This window comes from Pseudomonas sp. DC3200b2 (genome assembly GCF_049895785.1).
Taxonomy (GTDB): Bacteria; Pseudomonadota; Gammaproteobacteria; order Pseudomonadales; family Pseudomonadaceae; genus Aquipseudomonas; species Aquipseudomonas massiliensis.
In genome coordinates, this window is the sequence record NZ_JAFCTA010000001.1 from 928,095 (window position 1) to 943,001 (window position 14,907).

General features: G+C 63.9%; 12 protein-coding genes, 4 tRNA genes and 1 riboswitch. Of the genes, 15 read left to right on the plus strand and 1 reads right to left on the minus strand.

All coding sequences use genetic code 11. From position 1 onward, the window contains the following. Window positions 1–469: 469 nt before the first annotated feature. The 7 genes from ACP691_RS04465 to astE all read left to right on the plus strand — a co-directional run bounded on the left by ACP691_RS04465 (window position 470) and on the right by astE (window position 8,078). Window positions 470–1,690, plus strand: coding sequence for an aspartate aminotransferase family protein (locus ACP691_RS04465; RefSeq protein WP_426153825.1), 1,221 nt, complete (start codon window positions 470–472; stop codon window positions 1,688–1,690). A gap of 93 nt (window positions 1,691–1,783) precedes the next feature. Next, the gene (aruF, locus tag ACP691_RS04470; RefSeq protein ID WP_426153823.1) at window positions 1,784–2,800 is read left to right on the plus strand and encodes an arginine/ornithine succinyltransferase subunit alpha; all 1,017 of its coding nucleotides are present in this window, start codon (window positions 1,784–1,786) and stop codon (window positions 2,798–2,800) included. A gap of 74 nt (window positions 2,801–2,874) precedes the next feature. Further along, on the plus strand, window positions 2,875–3,909 hold the full coding sequence (astA, locus tag ACP691_RS04475) for an arginine N-succinyltransferase (RefSeq protein ID WP_426153821.1): 1,035 nt from the start codon (window positions 2,875–2,877) through the stop codon (window positions 3,907–3,909). Further along, window positions 3,906–5,366: a succinylglutamate-semialdehyde dehydrogenase gene (gene astD, locus ACP691_RS04480; protein ID WP_426153819.1), complete on the plus strand. Its 1,461-nt coding sequence runs from the start codon at window positions 3,906–3,908 to the stop codon at window positions 5,364–5,366. The genes astA and astD overlap by 4 nt, the downstream gene beginning before the upstream one ends. Before the next feature lie 28 nt (window positions 5,367–5,394). Next, window positions 5,395–6,741, plus strand: coding sequence for an N-succinylarginine dihydrolase (astB, locus tag ACP691_RS04485; RefSeq protein WP_426153817.1), 1,347 nt, complete (start codon window positions 5,395–5,397; stop codon window positions 6,739–6,741). 14 nt (window positions 6,742–6,755) lie between these two features. Further along, window positions 6,756–7,049 (plus strand): topoisomerase II, encoded by a 294-nt coding sequence (locus tag ACP691_RS04490; RefSeq protein ID WP_426153815.1) that lies wholly within the window; start codon window positions 6,756–6,758, stop codon window positions 7,047–7,049. Window positions 7,050–7,070: 21 nt separating this feature from the next. Further along, window positions 7,071–8,078, plus strand: coding sequence for a succinylglutamate desuccinylase (astE, locus tag ACP691_RS04495; protein WP_426153813.1), 1,008 nt, complete (start codon window positions 7,071–7,073; stop codon window positions 8,076–8,078). A 53-nt stretch (window positions 8,079–8,131) separates the two neighbouring features. Here the strand turns inward: astE and ACP691_RS04500 are convergent, their stop codons facing one another. Next, window positions 8,132–8,599, minus strand: a complete 468-nt coding sequence (locus ACP691_RS04500; protein WP_426153811.1) for a 6,7-dimethyl-8-ribityllumazine synthase — start codon at window positions 8,597–8,599, stop codon at window positions 8,132–8,134. Window positions 8,600–8,671: 72 nt separating this feature from the next. After that, window positions 8,672–8,810: riboswitch (FMN riboswitch) on the minus strand. Window positions 8,811–8,915: 105 nt separating this feature from the next. On the opposite strand from ACP691_RS04500, the gene ltaE reads away from it, so the two are divergent. From ltaE to ACP691_RS04540, 8 genes are all read left to right on the plus strand, one after another. After that, window positions 8,916–9,941 (plus strand): low-specificity L-threonine aldolase, encoded by a 1,026-nt coding sequence (gene ltaE, locus ACP691_RS04505; RefSeq protein WP_426153809.1) that lies wholly within the window; start codon window positions 8,916–8,918, stop codon window positions 9,939–9,941. A gap of 115 nt (window positions 9,942–10,056) precedes the next feature. Continuing rightward, window positions 10,057–12,681: an alanine--tRNA ligase gene (gene alaS / locus ACP691_RS04510; RefSeq protein ID WP_426153807.1), complete on the plus strand. Its 2,625-nt coding sequence runs from the start codon at window positions 10,057–10,059 to the stop codon at window positions 12,679–12,681. 84 nt (window positions 12,682–12,765) lie between these two features. Beyond that, window positions 12,766–14,001 (plus strand): aspartate kinase, encoded by a 1,236-nt coding sequence (locus ACP691_RS04515; RefSeq protein WP_040262272.1) that lies wholly within the window; start codon window positions 12,766–12,768, stop codon window positions 13,999–14,001. Between the two features lie 144 nt (window positions 14,002–14,145). Next, on the plus strand, window positions 14,146–14,334 hold the full coding sequence (csrA, locus tag ACP691_RS04520) for a carbon storage regulator CsrA (RefSeq protein ID WP_040262273.1): 189 nt from the start codon (window positions 14,146–14,148) through the stop codon (window positions 14,332–14,334). 62 nt (window positions 14,335–14,396) lie between these two features. After that, a tRNA-Ser gene (locus ACP691_RS04525) sits at window positions 14,397–14,487 on the plus strand. A 44-nt stretch (window positions 14,488–14,531) separates the two neighbouring features. Continuing rightward, a tRNA-Arg gene (locus tag ACP691_RS04530) sits at window positions 14,532–14,608 on the plus strand. A 67-nt stretch (window positions 14,609–14,675) separates the two neighbouring features. Further along, window positions 14,676–14,752, plus strand: a tRNA-Arg gene (locus ACP691_RS04535). Between the two features lie 68 nt (window positions 14,753–14,820). After that, a tRNA-Arg gene (locus tag ACP691_RS04540) sits at window positions 14,821–14,897 on the plus strand. Window positions 14,898–14,907 lie beyond the last annotated feature (10 nt).

A 14,907-nucleotide genomic window follows, 5' to 3' on the forward strand; every position in this document is an offset into this window, starting at 1 on the left:
GGGCAGGGATGCCCTGTCGACGCGTCCCAAGCCCGAGCCATGCCGGAAGGAGGGAACCCCCGCCTTGGCGGGGGCCGAACGAAAAGCGCGAATGGTTTCCCCCCTTTGCCGAAACAAAGGGGGTCGCCGTAAAGGCGAAACCTTACTTGAGGCGCGTGCGCAATCGGTATGTACTCTTCAATCATCGCCCCCTGATGTCCAAAAACCGGCGAAGCTGGCAAATTCCGATTAGCCAGCCGTAGAGTTGCCTTGAACAGCAGTTCGCCACCTTTACTGGCCCCCTCGGTTTGACCTCCTTTAAACTTACGCCTTTGTGACCCTATATGTCGCATTGCTGAAAACCCCCTGTTTCCGGGGTGTGCGGCTGTAACAAGTTGTCGCTTGGCGGCAAGGCCCCGGCCCGACCACTCCTTACAATCCCCCCATCGTCGGCCACTCTCGGGCCGACGCTTCGCTTCAGGAGACGCTGATGTCCGCTGATCACGCCCAGGTGCAACGCGCCGATTTCGACCAGGTCATGGTCCCCAATTATGCTCCGGCCGGGTTCATCCCTGTGCGTGGCGCCGGGTCTCGTGTCTGGGACCAGGCTGGCCGTGAACTCATCGATTTCTCCGGCGGCATCGCGGTGAACGTCCTGGGCCATGCCCATCCGGCCCTGGTCAAGGCGCTGACGGAGCAGGCCAACAAGCTGTGGCACGTGTCCAACGTGTTCACCAACGAGCCTACCCTGCGCCTGGCCAAGAAGCTGGTGGCGGCGACCTTCGCCGAGCGCGTGTTCTTCTGCAACTCCGGCGCCGAGGCCAACGAAGCCTGCTTCAAGCTGGCGCGTCGCGTGGCCCATGATAACTTCGGCCCCGAGAAGTGCGAGATCATCGCCGCGGTCAACAGCTTCCATGGTCGCACCCTGTTCACCGTGAGCGTGGGCGGCCAGCCCAAGTACTCCGATGGCTTCGGGCCGAAGATCGAAGGCATCACCCATGTGCCCTATAACGATCTTGACGCTCTCAAGGCCGCGATCTCGGGCAAGACCTGCGCCGTGGTGCTGGAGCCTATCCAGGGCGAGGGTGGGGTATTGCCGGCGGACAAGGCCTACCTCGAAGGTGCCCGCGCCCTGTGCGACCAGCACAATGCCCTGCTGGTGTTCGATGAAGTGCAGAGCGGCATGGGCCGTAGCGGCAAGCTGTTCGCCTACATGCATTACGGCGTGACGCCCGATGTGCTCTCCAGCGCCAAGAGCCTGGGGGGTGGTTTCCCTATCGGGGCCATGCTGACCACCGAGAAGCTCGCCAAACACCTGAGCGTAGGTGTGCACGGCACGACCTACGGCGGCAATCCCTTGGCCTGCGCGGTGGCCGAGGCGGTAGTCGACGTGGTCAATACGCCCGAGGTACTGGCCGGGGTGCAGGCTCGGCATGAGCGTTTCGCTACCCGCTTGCGCGCCATCGGCGAGCGCTATGGTGTGTTCAACCAGGTGCGCGGCATGGGCCTGCTGATCGGCTGCGTGCTAAGCGACCCCTGGAAAGGCAAGGCCAAGGAGTTCTTCAATGCCGCCGAGCGTCAGGACCTGATGATCCTCCAGGCCGGCCCGGACGTGGTCCGCTTCGCTCCGAGCCTGGTCATCGACGAGGCTGACATCGACGAAGGCCTGGACCGCTTCGAACGCGCCGTTGCCCAGTTGACCCAAGCCTGACTGGCCGTGCCTGACCGGTGTGGCTGGCCGGTCGCAGTGACTGGCGGGGTGCCTGGCGCCCCGCTTCTTCTTTCCGATTCAAGGAGTGGCACCATGCTCGTAATGCGCCCGGCGCAAATGGCTGACCTGGACGAGGTGCAACGGCTCGCCGCGGACAGCCCCATCGGTGTCACGTCCCTTCCCGACGATCTCGAGCGTCTGCGCGACAAGATCGTGGCATCCGAGGCTTCCTTTGCCGCCGAGGTGAGCTTCAACGGCGAAGAAAGCTATTTCTTCGTGCTGGAAGACACCGCCCAGGGGCGGCTCGTCGGCTGCTCGGCCATCGTGGCGTCGGCTGGCTATTCAGAGCCGTTCTATAGCTTTCGCAACGAGACCTTCGTTCATGCCTCTCGTGAACTGAAGATCCACAACAAGATCCATGTACTCTCCCAGTGCCACGATCTGACCGGCAACAGCCTGCTGACCAGTTTCTATGTCTTGCCAGAGCTGGTCAGCACGCCCTGGGCTGAGCTCAATTCCCGGGCCAGGCTGCTGTTCATGGCCAACCATCCCGAGCGTTTCGCCGACTCGGTGGTGACCGAAATCGTGGGATACAGCGACGAAGCAGGGGATTCCCCGTTCTGGGACGCGATCGGGCGTAATTTCTTCGATATCAACTACGCGGCGGCCGAGCGGCTTTGCGGGTTGAAAAGCCGGACCTTCCTGGCCGAGCTGATGCCCCATTACCCCATCTATGTTCCGCTGTTGCCGGATGCCGCCCAGGAAGCCATGGGCCAGGTGCATCCCAGGGCACAGATCACCTTCGACATCCTGATGCGCGAAGGCTTTGAAACCGAACATTACATCGACATCTTCGACGGCGGGCCGACCCTGCATGCCCGGGTCGCCAATATCCGTTCGATCGCCACCAGCCGGGTGGTGCCGGTGCGAATCGACGAAACCGGCAAGGGCGGGCGGCCGTACCTGGTCGCCAATTGTCAGTTGCAGGACTACCGCGCCGCCCTGCTGGAACTGGACTGGGCGCCCGGCAAGCCGGTGGGCTTGCCCGCCGCGGTGGCCGAGCGCCTGGGTGTCGGTGAAGGCGCCAGCGTGCGCCTGGTGGCGGTGTAACAGCAAGGTGCACCGCCTGGCGCTGGCCAGGCGGACGATCGCGGCCCCTCAGCTGGGCTGCCCGAGGAGAAAGCATGATTGTTCGTCCTGTACGCAGCAGCGACCTTAGCGCGCTGATCGACCTGGCCCGTGGCACCGGCCCGGGCCTGACTACCTTGCCGGCCAATGAAGAGCGCCTCGGCCAGCGCGTGGAGTGGGCGCAGAAAAGCTTCCGTGGCGAAGCCGAGCGCGGGGATACCGACTACCTGTTCGTACTGGAAACCGACGACGGCACCGTGGTGGGTACTTCGGCCATCGCCGGGGCGGTGGGGCAGCGCGAGCCTTGGTACAACTACCGGGTAGGCCTGACTGTCAGTGCATCCAAAGAGCTGAACATCTACCGCGAGATTCCCACGCTCTTCCTGGCCAACGACCTGACCGGCAATTCCGAGCTGTGCTCGCTGTTCCTGCGGGACGACATGCGCAATGGCCTCAACGGCCGCTTGCTGGCCAAGGCGCGGCTGCTGTTCATGGCCGAATACACCACCCTGTTCGGCAAGAAGGTGATCGCCGAGCTACGCGGCATCTCCGACGACCAGGGACGCTCGCCTTTCTGGGAAAGCCTGGGGCGTTACTTCTTCAAGATGGAGTTCAGTCAGGCGGACTACCTCACCGGCGTCGGCAACCGCGCGTTCATCGCCGAGCTGATGCCCAAGTTCCCGCTTTATACCTGCTTCCTGTCCGAGGCGGCGCGCGCGGTGATCGGCAAGGTCCACCCCGATACCGAGCCGGCGCTTTCCATGCTCCGTGCCGAAGGCTTCAACTACCAGGGCTATGTGGACATCTTCGATGCCGGGCCCGCGGTGGAATGCGAAGTAGCCAAGATCCGCGCCGTTCAGGAAAGCAAGACCCTGGTACTGGCCGTGGGTACGCCGGGCGATGACGCACCGGTGTATCTGATCCACAACCGTCAGCTGGAGCAGTGCCGTATTACCGCTGCACCGGCGCGGCTGGCCGCCGGCACGCTGGTGGTGGACCCATTGACCGCTCGGCGTCTGCGTCTTCACGCCGGCGACCAGGTGCGCGCCGTGCCCCTGTCACCCACTACGGCTCTGGAGGGCCAGGCATGACTACCCTGTTCATTGGCGGGCAATGGCTCGCAGGCGAAGGCGAGGCCTTCCAGTCTCTCGATCCCGTGAGCCAGCGGGTACTGTGGCAGGGCCAGGGGGCATCGGCGGCCCAGGTTGACGCAGCCGTGGCCGCTGCTCGCCAGGCCTTTCCTGCTTGGGCGTCACTGCCATTGGATGCCCGCGTCGCTCACCTGCAGGCCTTCGCCGAGCGGCTGAAGGCTCGCGCGGATGAACTGGCGCGCTGCATCGGCGAGGAAACCGGCAAGCCGCTATGGGAAGCGGCCACTGAGGTCACCAGCATGATCAACAAGGTGGCGATCTCGGTACAGGCCTATCGCGAGCGTACGGGCGAGAAGCAAAGCGTGCTCGGTGATGCCAATGCTGTGCTGCGTCACAAGCCCCACGGCGTAGTGGCCGTATTCGGGCCTTACAACTTCCCGGGGCATCTGCCCAATGGGCATATCGTGCCGGCCTTGCTGGCGGGCAATACCGTGGTGTTCAAACCCAGCGAACTGACCCCGGCGGTGGCGGCCCTGACGGTGGCGTGCTGGGAGCAGGCGGGCTTGCCCGCCGGTGTGCTGAACCTGGTGCAGGGTGCCCGGGAGACCGGGGTCGCCCTGGCCGCGGCGGACATCGACGGGCTGTTCTTCACCGGATCGAGCCGTACCGGTAATCACCTGCATCAGCAGTTCGCCGGCCGGCCTGACAAGATCCTGGCCCTGGAGATGGGCGGAAACAACCCGCTGGTGGTGGATGAGGTGGAAGACCTGAATGCTGCCGTCTATACCATCGTGCAGTCAGCGTTCATCTCCGCCGGCCAGCGTTGCACCTGCGCCCGCCGCCTGCTGGTACCGGCCGGCGAATGGGGTGACCGCCTGCTGGATCGCTTGGTGGAAGTTGCGCGTAACCTGCGGGTAGGCGCCTTCGATGAGCAGCCCGCGCCCTTCATGGGAGCGGTGGTGTCGCTGGCGGCCGCCAAAGCCTTGATGGAGGCGCAGGCCGCGCTACTGGCCCAGGGCGGTCGGGCCTTGCTGGCCATGACTCAGCCAAGCCCCGACGCCGCTTTGCTTACCGCCGGGGTAATGGACGTCACCGCCATCGCCGAAAAGTCTGACGACGAGTTGTTCGGCCCGCTGTTGCAAGTGGTGCGTTACCAAGACTTCGACCAGGCCATCGCCGAGGCCAACGCCACGCGCTACGGCCTGGCAGCCGGCCTGCTGTCGGACTCGGCCGAGCGCTACCAGCATTTCTGGTTGCATAGCCGCGCCGGCATCGTCAACTGGAACAAACAACTGACCGGGGCGGCCAGCAGCGCGCCCTTCGGCGGCATTGGCGCTTCGGGTAATCACCGTGCCAGCGCCTACTACGCCGCAGACTACTGCGCCTTCCCGGTGGCCTCCCTGGAGGCCGAACGGGTCAGCCTGCCGCCCACGCTCACGCCCGGCGTGACCCTGTAACGCACGAGAACTTGCTGGAGCCGAGCCGATGAAAGCGTTTGAAGTCAATTTCGACGGGCTGGTGGGGCCGACCCACAACTATGGTGGCCTGTCCTACGGCAACGTTGCTTCCCAGAGCAACAGCCAGGCGCAGTCCAACCCCAAGGAAGCCGCGCGCCAAGGGCTGGCCAAGATGAAGGCCCTGTCCGACCTGGGTTTCGTGCAGGGGGTGCTCGCTCCCCAAGAGCGCCCGGACATCGCTGGCCTGCGCCGCCTGGGCTTTGGCGGTACCGATGCGCAGGTCATCGCCAGCGCGGCGCGCGATGCGATGCCCATCCTCGCCGCCAGTTGCTCGGCCTCGAGCATGTGGGTGGCCAACGCCGCCACGGTCAGCCCGAGCGCCGATACCGCGGACAGGCGCGTGCATTTCACCGCGGCCAACCTTAACTGCAAGTATCACCGCAGTATCGAGCACCCCACCACCAGCCGGGTGCTGGCGGCCATGTTCGCCGACAGCACGCATTTCGCGCACCATGCGGCACTGCCGGCGGTGGCGCAGTTCGGCGACGAGGGCGCGGCCAACCATACCCGCCTGTGCCGGGCCTACGGCGAGCCGGGCGTAGAGTTCTTCGTCTACGGCCGCGCCGCGTTCGACAGTCGGCGCCCGGCGCCCCAGCGCTATCCTGCCCGGCAGACTTTGGAAGCGTCCCAGGCCGTGGCCCGCTTGCATGGGCTGAGCGAGGCCGGCACGGTGTTCGCCCAGCAGAACCCGGCGGTGATCGACCAGGGCGTGTTCCACAATGATGTGATCGCCGTGGGCAACGGCGAAGTGCTGTTTCATCATCAGGACGCATTCCTCGATACCGACCAGGTACTTGGCGAACTCGATGCCAAGCTCGCCGCCCGCGGCGGCCGGTTCCAGGCCATCGCTGTGCCGAGGGATCAGGTCAGTGTGGAGGACGCCGTGCGTTCCTACCTGTTCAACAGCCAGCTGCTGACTCGCCCGGACGGCCGCATGGTGTTGGTGGTGCCTGAGGAATGTCGTGGCAATCCACGGGTGTGGGCTTACCTCGATGGCCTGCTGGGCAGCGACGGTCCGATCGCCGAGGTGCGGGTATTCGACCTCAAGCAGAGCATGCGCAACGGCGGCGGGCCGGCCTGCCTGCGCTTGCGTGTGGCGCTGAACGAACAAGAACTGGCGGCGGTGAACCAAGGGGTTATCATGACCGACGCCTTGTATGGGCAGCTGCTTGATTGGGTAGACCGTCATTATCGGGATCGCCTCGGCGAGGCCGACCTGGCCGACCCGCAACTGCTGCTCGAATGTCGTACGGCGCTGGATGAACTGACCGGTCTGTTGCGGCTCGGCTCGGTTTATCCCTTCCAACTCAATTGACCGGGAATACCACTATGTCCGATGTGCTGCGGCTGATTCTTGAAGATGACGACGGTACCCAGCTGGAAACCGCCTGTACCCGCCTGGCGGTGGTCTGGCAAGGTAAGGAGATCTGGATTCAGCAGGGCGGCAACGATCAGTTGCTCATTGGCGTGGATGTAGAAGATGGCGACACCGAGTACGCCAACCTGCTGCTGCGCCCCATGGCCACCAACCTGGTCAGCCTGCAGCTGGAGATGGAGCCGGCGGACCAGGGTGATGACGAGGCAGGTCATGTCCATGGCCCCGATTGCGGCCATCATCACTGATCTCGGCGAGGAACCTGGCCCATGCTGTCGCTTGGCAAACTGCTTGAACTGACCCTCGCCGACCGGGAGCCGGCACAGAAGATCCAGATGACCACCGGGGGCACCTGCTTGCGCTGGCTGGCTCCGGGCGCGCTGGAAGTGCAGCCAGCCGACGAGCACGACAGCGGCCTGGACCTGCTCCTTTCCGCGGGCGTCCATGGCAATGAAACCGCCCCGATCGAGCTGCTCGACGAGCTGATCCATGCCATTGCCCGTGGCGAACTGCAGCCCCGGGCCCGGTTGCTGTTCCTGTTCGGCAATCCCGAGGCGATCCGCCGTGGGGAGCGCTACATCGAGCAGGACATCAACCGTCTCTTCAACGGCCGTCACGAGGCCTCCAGCGGTTTCGAGGCCATGCGGGCGTTCGAGCTGGAGCGCCTGGCGGCGGGTTTCTTCAGCCGGGCAGGGCGGCAGCGCCTGCATTACGACCTGCATACGGCGATCCGTGGCTCGGAAATCGAGCAGTTCGCGCTCTACCCCTGGAAAGAGGGCAGGGCGCACTCCCGCCGGGAATTGGCCCGGCTGCGCCGGGCCGGCATGCAGGCCGTGTTGCTGCAGAACCGTCCGGCCATTACCTTCAGCGCCTATTCCTACGAGCAGCTCGGCGCCGAAGCCTTCACCCTGGAGCTAGGCAAGGCTCGCCCTTTCGGACAGAACGCCGAAGTCGACCTGTCTCGTCTGGATCAATGCCTGCGCGGGCTGATCGAAGGGCGGGGCGGTGAGCTCGATGAGGCGGATTTACAAGGGCTTGAACTGTTCAGCGTGTCCCGTGAGGTCATCAAGGCCAGCGATGCCTTCACCTTGCACCTGGACGCCGATGTGAAAAACTTCTCGCCGTTGCCGCCCGGGTATCTGCTGGCCGAGGACGAGCATAGTCGCTGGGTGGTGGAGGAGCAGGACGCGCGGATCATCTTTCCCAACCCCAAGGTCAGGAACGGCCTGCGTGCCGGTATCCTGATCGTGCCGTACCAGGGGCAACCCCTGGCCTGAATGCGACCGTGGAGCCCCGGGTCGACGAGGCTCGGGGCGCCACGGCTCGATGGTCAGGCCAGCAGCCCCTTGAGGTCCCTGACCTTGGCCAGGGTGTTCATGCAGGCCCGCGCGGCCTCGGCGCCCTTGAGCCGGAAGTGACGGAAGAAGTAATCGTGGTGTTCCTTGCCCTCGTGGAAGTGATGAGGGGTCAGGACCACGGAAAACACCGGCACTTCAGTGTCCAGCTGGACCCGCATCAAGCCGTCGATGACTGCCTGGGCGACGAAATCATGGCGATAGATGCCGCCATCGACCACCAGGCCCGCGCCGACGATGCCGGCATAGCGACCCGTGCGCGCCAGCAGCTTGGCGTGCAAGGGGATTTCGTAGGCACCCGGGACTTCGAAGCAGTCGACCTGGCTGGCATCGATGCCGAGCCCGGCGAGGGTGTCGAGGAAACCAAGCCGGCTCTGGTCGACGATATCCTTGTGCCAACTGGCCTGGATGAACGCGATACGCGATTCGGAAGGGGATTGCATGGGATTCTCCTGTTCATGAGTCATAAACAGGGCACACGAGGGAAGCCTGCCGCGCCAGGGGCGTGACTGGGTATCCGCTCTCTCTTCATCCGGACTATACCGTCGGCCCCGGAATCGCACCGGGTCTGCTGACCTCGCCGAGGCGAGCGCTCGCGGGCTAGGCCAGGCCATTACCGCCGGTGGGGACTTTCACCCCGCCCTGAGAACGTTACCGTGCTAGCACGGCGCCGCATTATTAGCACAGATGGTCGCAGGCGGGAATCCTGGCCCATGCCTCGTGCTAGATTTGAGCGTCCGACGTTCGAGGAATCGCCCGATGATGCCCATCGACCTGCGCAGCGACACCGTAACCCGCCCCACGCCCGGCATGCTTGCCGCCATGATGCGTGCCGACACCGGCGACGACGTCTATGGCGAGGACCCCACCGTACGCCAGTTGGAAGCGCGATTGGCCGACGAGCTTGGCCTGCAGGCGGGGCTGTTCGTACCCAGCGGTACCATGAGCAATCTGCTCGGCCTCATGGCTCACTGCGAGCGCGGCGACGAATACATCGTCGGCCAGCAGGCCCATACCTATAAGTATGAGGGCGGTGGCGCCGCGGTGCTCGGTTCGATCCAGCCGCAGCCCCTGGAGCACCGGCCCGACGGTTCCCTGGACCTGACCCAGGTTGCCGCGGCCATCAAGCCGACGGATTTCCATTTTGCCCGCACCCGTCTGCTGGCCCTGGAAAATACCATGCAAGGCAAGGTGCTGCCCCTGAGCTACCTAGCGGCGGCTCGTGCCCTCTGCGACGAGCACGGCCTGAGCCTGCACCTGGACGGCGCGCGCCTCTACAACGCCGCGGTGGCGCTTGGCGTAGCCCCTGGGGCCATCAGCGCTCACTTCGACTCGGTGTCGGTCTGCCTGTCCAAGGGGCTGGGCGCGCCCGTGGGGTCGGTGCTCTGCGGCAGCGAGCCCTTGATCGACAAGGCCCGGCGGTGGCGCAAGGTGGTCGGCGGCGGCATGCGCCAAGCCGGCATTCTGGCGGCCGCCGGCCTTTACGCTCTGGATCATCAGGTAGCCCGCCTGGCCGAGGACCACACCAATGCCGAGCGACTGGCGGCCGGGCTACAGGCCCTCGGTTATGCAGTAGAGCCGGTGCAGACCAACATGGTCTACCTGAACCTTGGTGGGCGCGCCGCCGACCTGGCGCGTCATGCCAAGGGGGAAGGGGTCTGGCTGACCGCCAATCCGCGCCTGCGCCTGGTTACCCACCTGGATGTCAGCCCAACCCAGATCGAGCGGGTGATCGAGGTGTTCGCTCGCTTCCCGGGCCGAAGCGCCCTGGAATCGTCCAATTGATGGACTCAATCGTACAAACACACTGTACCCACGCGGCAGGGCCGATATAATGCGGCCCTTTGCCGTCGATTCGACGCAAGCTTAGCCCCTGGCCGCTGTCTCCGTGGAAGAACCTATGAAAAGCGCAGAAATCCGTGAAGCCTTCCTCCGCTTCTTCGAAGAGCAAGGCCACACCCGTGTCGCCTCGAGCTCTCTGATCCCCGCCAACGATCCCACCTTGCTGTTCACCAATGCCGGGATGAACCAATTCAAGGATTGTTTCCTCGGCCAGGAAAAACGCGCCTATACCCGCGCGGTCAGCAGCCAGAAATGCGTGCGCGCCGGCGGCAAGCACAACGACCTCGAAAACGTCGGCTATACCGCGCGCCACCACACCTTCTTCGAAATGCTGGGCAACTTCAGCTTCGGCGATTACTTCAAGCGTGACGCCATCACCTTCGCCTGGACCTTCCTGACCTCCGAGAAGTGGCTGAACCTGCCCAAGGAAAAGCTCTGGGTCACCGTGTACGCCACCGATGACGAGGCTTACGACATCTGGACCAAGGAGGTCGGGGTGCCGGCCGAGCGCATGGTGCGCATCGGCGACAACAAGGGCGCGCCCTATGCGTCGGACAACTTCTGGACCATGGGTGATACTGGCCCGTGCGGCCCCTGCACCGAGATCTTCTATGACCACGGCGCCGACATCTGGGGCGGCCCGCCCGGCTCGCCGGAAGAAGACGGCGACCGCTACATCGAGATCTGGAACAATGTCTTCATGCAGTTCAACCGTACCGCCGATGGCGTGCTGCACCCGTTGCCGGCCCCTTCGGTGGACACCGGGATGGGCCTGGAGCGCATCAGCGCCGTGCTCCAGCATGTGCATTCGAATTATGAGATCGACCTCTTCCAGCACCTGCTGCAAGCCTCTGCCCAGGCCATAGGTTGCGGCAACGATGGCCAGCCCTCGCTGAAGGTCGTCGCCGACCATATCCGTTCGTGCGGCTTCCTCATCGCCGACGGGGTATTGCCATCCAACGAGGGCCGCGGCTACGTGCTGCGGCGGATCATTCGCCGTGCCTGCCGACACGGCAACAAGCTGGGCGCCAGCGGCGCCTTCTTCCACCGGATCGTCGCCGCCCTGGTGACCGAGATGGGCGAAGCCTTCCCGGAGCTCAAGAGCCAGCAGGCTCACATCGAGCGCGTGCTCAAGGGTGAGGAAGAGCAGTTCGCCAAGACCCTGGAGCAGGGCCTGAAGATCCTCGAGCAGGACCTGGCCGAACTCGAAGGAAGCGTGGTGCCGGGCGATGTGATCTTCAAACTGTACGACACCTATGGCTTCCCCATGGACCTGACCGGGGACATCGCCCGGGAGCGCAACCTCACCCTGGACGAAGCCGGTTTCGAGCGGGAAATGAACGCCCAGCGCGAGCGTGCCCGTTCCGCCAGCGCCTTCGGCCTGGACTACAACAGTCTGGTCAAGGTGGAAGAGGACACCCGATTCCTCGGTTACACCACCCATGGCGGTGAGGGCAGGATCATCGCCCTGTACAAGGATGGCCAGGCGGTGGATACCCTGGCTGAAGGCGACGAAGGCGTGGTCATCCTCGACCAGACGCCGTTCTACGCCGAATCCGGCGGTCAGGTAGGTGACCGCGGTTACCTGCAAGGAGGCAACGCACGCTTCCAGGTAGCGGATACCACCAAGTCCGGTGGTGCCTTCCTGCACCATGGCGTCGTCGCCCTGGGCGCGCTCAAGGTGGGCGAGCAGGTGCAGGCGCAGGTCGAAGGCGACCTGCAACAGGCCACCTCCCTGAACCACTCCGCTACCCACCTGTTGCATGCCGCCCTGCGCGAGATCCTCGGCGACCACGTGCAGCAGAAGGGCTCCCTGGTGGACAGCCAGCGCCTGCGCTTCGACTTCAGCCACTTCGAGCCGATCAAACCTGAGCAGATCAAGGCCCTCGAGGATATCGTCAACCGGGAGATCCGCCGCAACACTGCGGTGCAGATCGAAGAAATGGACATCGAGAGCGCCAAGCGCAAGGGCGCCATGGCCCTGTTCGGCGAGAAGTACGGCGACCGCGTTCGGGTGCTGACCATGGGCGATGGCTTCTCCGTGGAGTTGTGCGGCGGTATCCACGCCAAGCGCACCGGCGATATCGCGCTGTTCAAGATCACCAGCGAAAGCGGCGTGGCCTCCGGCGTGCGGCGCATCGAGGCGGTCACCGGCGCCACGGCCCTGAGCCTGCTCAACGCCGCGGAAGAACAGGTCAAGGAAGCCGCGACCCTGCTCAAGGGCAGCCGGGATAACGTGCTGGACAAGCTACAGGCCGTTCTCGAGCGCAACCGGCAATTGGAAAAGCAGCTGGAGCAGTTGCAAGCCAAGGCCGCCAGCGCCGCTGGCGACGATCTGGCCGCCCAGGCCGTGGACGTCAAGGGCGTGAAGGTACTGAGCGCTCGCCTCGATGGCGTCGATGGCAAGGGGCTGCTGGCCCTGGTCGATCAGTTGAAGAACAAGCTGGGGGAGGGCCTTATTCTCCTTGGCGGCGTGCAGGATGAAAAAGTCGTGCTGGTGGCGGGCGTCACCAAGGCCCTTTCGGCTCGTCTGAAAGCGGGGGACCTGATGAAGCAGGCCGCGGCGGTTGTAGGCGGCAAGGGTGGCGGCAGGCCAGACATGGCTCAGGGTGGTGGTGTCGATGCCGCCGCGCTGGACCAGGCGCTGGCGCTGGCGCTGCCTTTCGCTGAGCAAGGATTGTAAGGCCGCCGGACGCCACGGTTCGTGCCGTGGCGTGGCGGGGGGGACGATTAATGGGGGCCCTGTTGGGCTTGAGGCGGCGTTGAAATGGCTTTGATCGTACAGAAGTTTGGCGGCACCTCGGTGGGCTCGATCGAGCGAATCGAGCAAGTGGCCGACAAGGTCAAGAAATTCCGCGAGCAAGGGCATGACCTGGTGGTCGTGCTTTCAGCGATGAGCGGGGAAACCAACCGGCTGATCGATCTGGCCAGGCAGATCAGCGACCAGCCGGAGCCGCGTGAACTGGACGTAGTGGTATCGACCGGCGAGCAGGTGACCATCGGCTTGCTGGCCATGGCGCTGATCAAGCGCGGTGTGCCAGCGGTGTCCTACACCGGCAACCAGGTGCGGATCCTCACGGACGACGCCTATAACAAGGCGCGCATTCTGCAGATCGACGACCAGCGGCTGCGCGAAGACCTGAAAGCCGGGCGAGTGGTCGTGGTCGCCGGTTTTCAGGGCGTTGACCAGAACGGCAACATCACCACCCTGGGCCGCGGCGGTTCCGACACCACTGGCGTGGCCCTCGCGGCGGCGCTCAAGGCGGATGAGTGCCAGATCTACACCGACGTGGACGGCGTGTACACCACTGACCCTCGAGTGGTCGCGCAGGCCCAGCGGCTGGACAAGATCACCTTCGAGGAAATGCTGGAAATGGCCAGCCTCGGTTCCAAGGTGCTGCAGATCCGCGCTGTGGAGTTCGCTGGCAAATACAACGTTCCGCTGCGCGTATTGCACAGCTTCCAAGAGGGTCCAGGGACCCTGATCACAATCGACGAAGAGGAAACCATGGAACAGCCGATCATCTCCGGCATCGCCTTCAACCGCGACGAAGCCAAGCTGACCATCCGTGGTGTCCCCGACACCCCGGGCGTGGCCTTCAAGATCCTGGGGCCGATCAGCGCGGCCAATATCGAGGTAGACATGATCGTGCAGAATGTCTCGCACGATAACACCACCGATTTCACCTTTACCGTGCACCGCAACGATTACCAGAAGGCCCTGGGCGTGCTCCAGGCCACCGCGGCGGAAATCGGTGCCAGGGAAGTGGTGGGGGATACCCGGATCGCCAAGGTGTCCATCGTCGGGGTAGGAATGCGCTCCCACGCCGGTGTCGCCAGTCGCATGTTCGAAGCCCTGGCCAAGGAGAGCATCAATATCCAGATGATCTCCACCTCGGAAATCAAGGTTTCGGTGGTGATCGAGGAGAAATACCTTGAGCTGGCCGTGCGCGCCCTGCATACGGCGTTCGACCTGGATGCCGGCGCCCGTCAGGGCGAGTGAGGCGTCCACCTGGGGCGCGGCCTGGTCCGCGCCCTTTTTCTTTTTGCGCGGGCCAATGTCCACGCTTTTTGGCAAGCGGCCGGCAAGGCCGGTCGTGACGCCCTTTTTTGCAGACCTTCCCTCGAAACCCTTTAGGAGATCCTCATGCTCATCTTGACGCGCCGCTGCACGGAAAGCCTGGTCATTGGCGATGGCGAAATCACCGTGACCGTGCTGGGCATCAAAGGCAATCAGGTCCGTCTGGGCGTCGATGCGCCCAAGGAAGTGGCGGTTCACCGTGAAGAAATCTACCAGCGAATCCGCAAGGAGAAAGACGAAGAACCAAGCCTTTAATTTTCTTCGATTTTTTTGTTTGCAAACGGGAAAGAACGTGGTTAATATACGCCCCGTGTTACGGAGAGGTGGCCGAGTGGCCGAAGGCGCTCCCCTGCTAAGGGAGTACACCTCAAAAGGGTGTCGGGGGTTCGAATCCCCCCTTCTCCGCCATATTCAAGCAGTCCGCCGCAGTGCGGGCTGCTAGAGCAGTAAATGCACTCATAGCTCAGCTGGATAGAGTACTCGGCTACGAACCGAGCGGTCGGAGGTTCGAATCCTCCTGAGTGCACCATACTAGGATTGCGAGGTTCTCCTCGAAGTCTTATACCAGGGGTAACTGGTTCATCAAACGCCCATCTGCACTCATAGCTCAGCTGGATAGAGTACTCGGCTACGAACCGAGCGGTCGGAGGTTCGAATCCTCCTGAGTGCACCATATCAGGCTTGCCGGAATCATCCGTGAGTCTAGTACCAGGGGTTGACTGGTTTAACAAACACCCATCCGCACTCATAGCTCAGCTGGATAGAGTACTCGGCTACGAACCGAGCGGTCGGAGGTTCGAATCCTCCTGAGTGCACCATTTTTGAAAA

What these genes read in the sequence shown, in the direction of transcription:
- ACP691_RS04465 (WP_426153825.1), top strand. Translation starts at nt 470, where the DNA reads ATGTCCGCTGATCACGCCCAGGTGCAACGCGCCGATTTCGACCAGGTC.
- aruF (WP_426153823.1), top strand. Translation starts at nt 1,784, where the DNA reads ATGCTCGTAATGCGCCCGGCGCAAATGGCTGACCTGGACGAGGTGCAA.
- astA (WP_426153821.1), top strand. Translation starts at nt 2,875, where the DNA reads ATGATTGTTCGTCCTGTACGCAGCAGCGACCTTAGCGCGCTGATCGAC.
- astD (WP_426153819.1), top strand. Translation starts at nt 3,906, where the DNA reads ATGACTACCCTGTTCATTGGCGGGCAATGGCTCGCAGGCGAAGGCGAG.
- astB (WP_426153817.1), top strand. Translation starts at nt 5,395, where the DNA reads ATGAAAGCGTTTGAAGTCAATTTCGACGGGCTGGTGGGGCCGACCCAC.
- ACP691_RS04490 (WP_426153815.1), top strand. Translation starts at nt 6,756, where the DNA reads ATGTCCGATGTGCTGCGGCTGATTCTTGAAGATGACGACGGTACCCAG.
- astE (WP_426153813.1), top strand. Translation starts at nt 7,071, where the DNA reads ATGCTGTCGCTTGGCAAACTGCTTGAACTGACCCTCGCCGACCGGGAG.
- ACP691_RS04500 (WP_426153811.1), bottom strand. Translation starts at nt 8,599, where the DNA reads ATGCAATCCCCTTCCGAATCGCGTATCGCGTTCATCCAGGCCAGTTGG.
- ltaE (WP_426153809.1), top strand. Translation starts at nt 8,916, where the DNA reads ATGATGCCCATCGACCTGCGCAGCGACACCGTAACCCGCCCCACGCCC.
- alaS (WP_426153807.1), top strand. Translation starts at nt 10,057, where the DNA reads ATGAAAAGCGCAGAAATCCGTGAAGCCTTCCTCCGCTTCTTCGAAGAG.
- ACP691_RS04515 (WP_040262272.1), top strand. Translation starts at nt 12,766, where the DNA reads ATGGCTTTGATCGTACAGAAGTTTGGCGGCACCTCGGTGGGCTCGATC.
- csrA (WP_040262273.1), top strand. Translation starts at nt 14,146, where the DNA reads ATGCTCATCTTGACGCGCCGCTGCACGGAAAGCCTGGTCATTGGCGAT.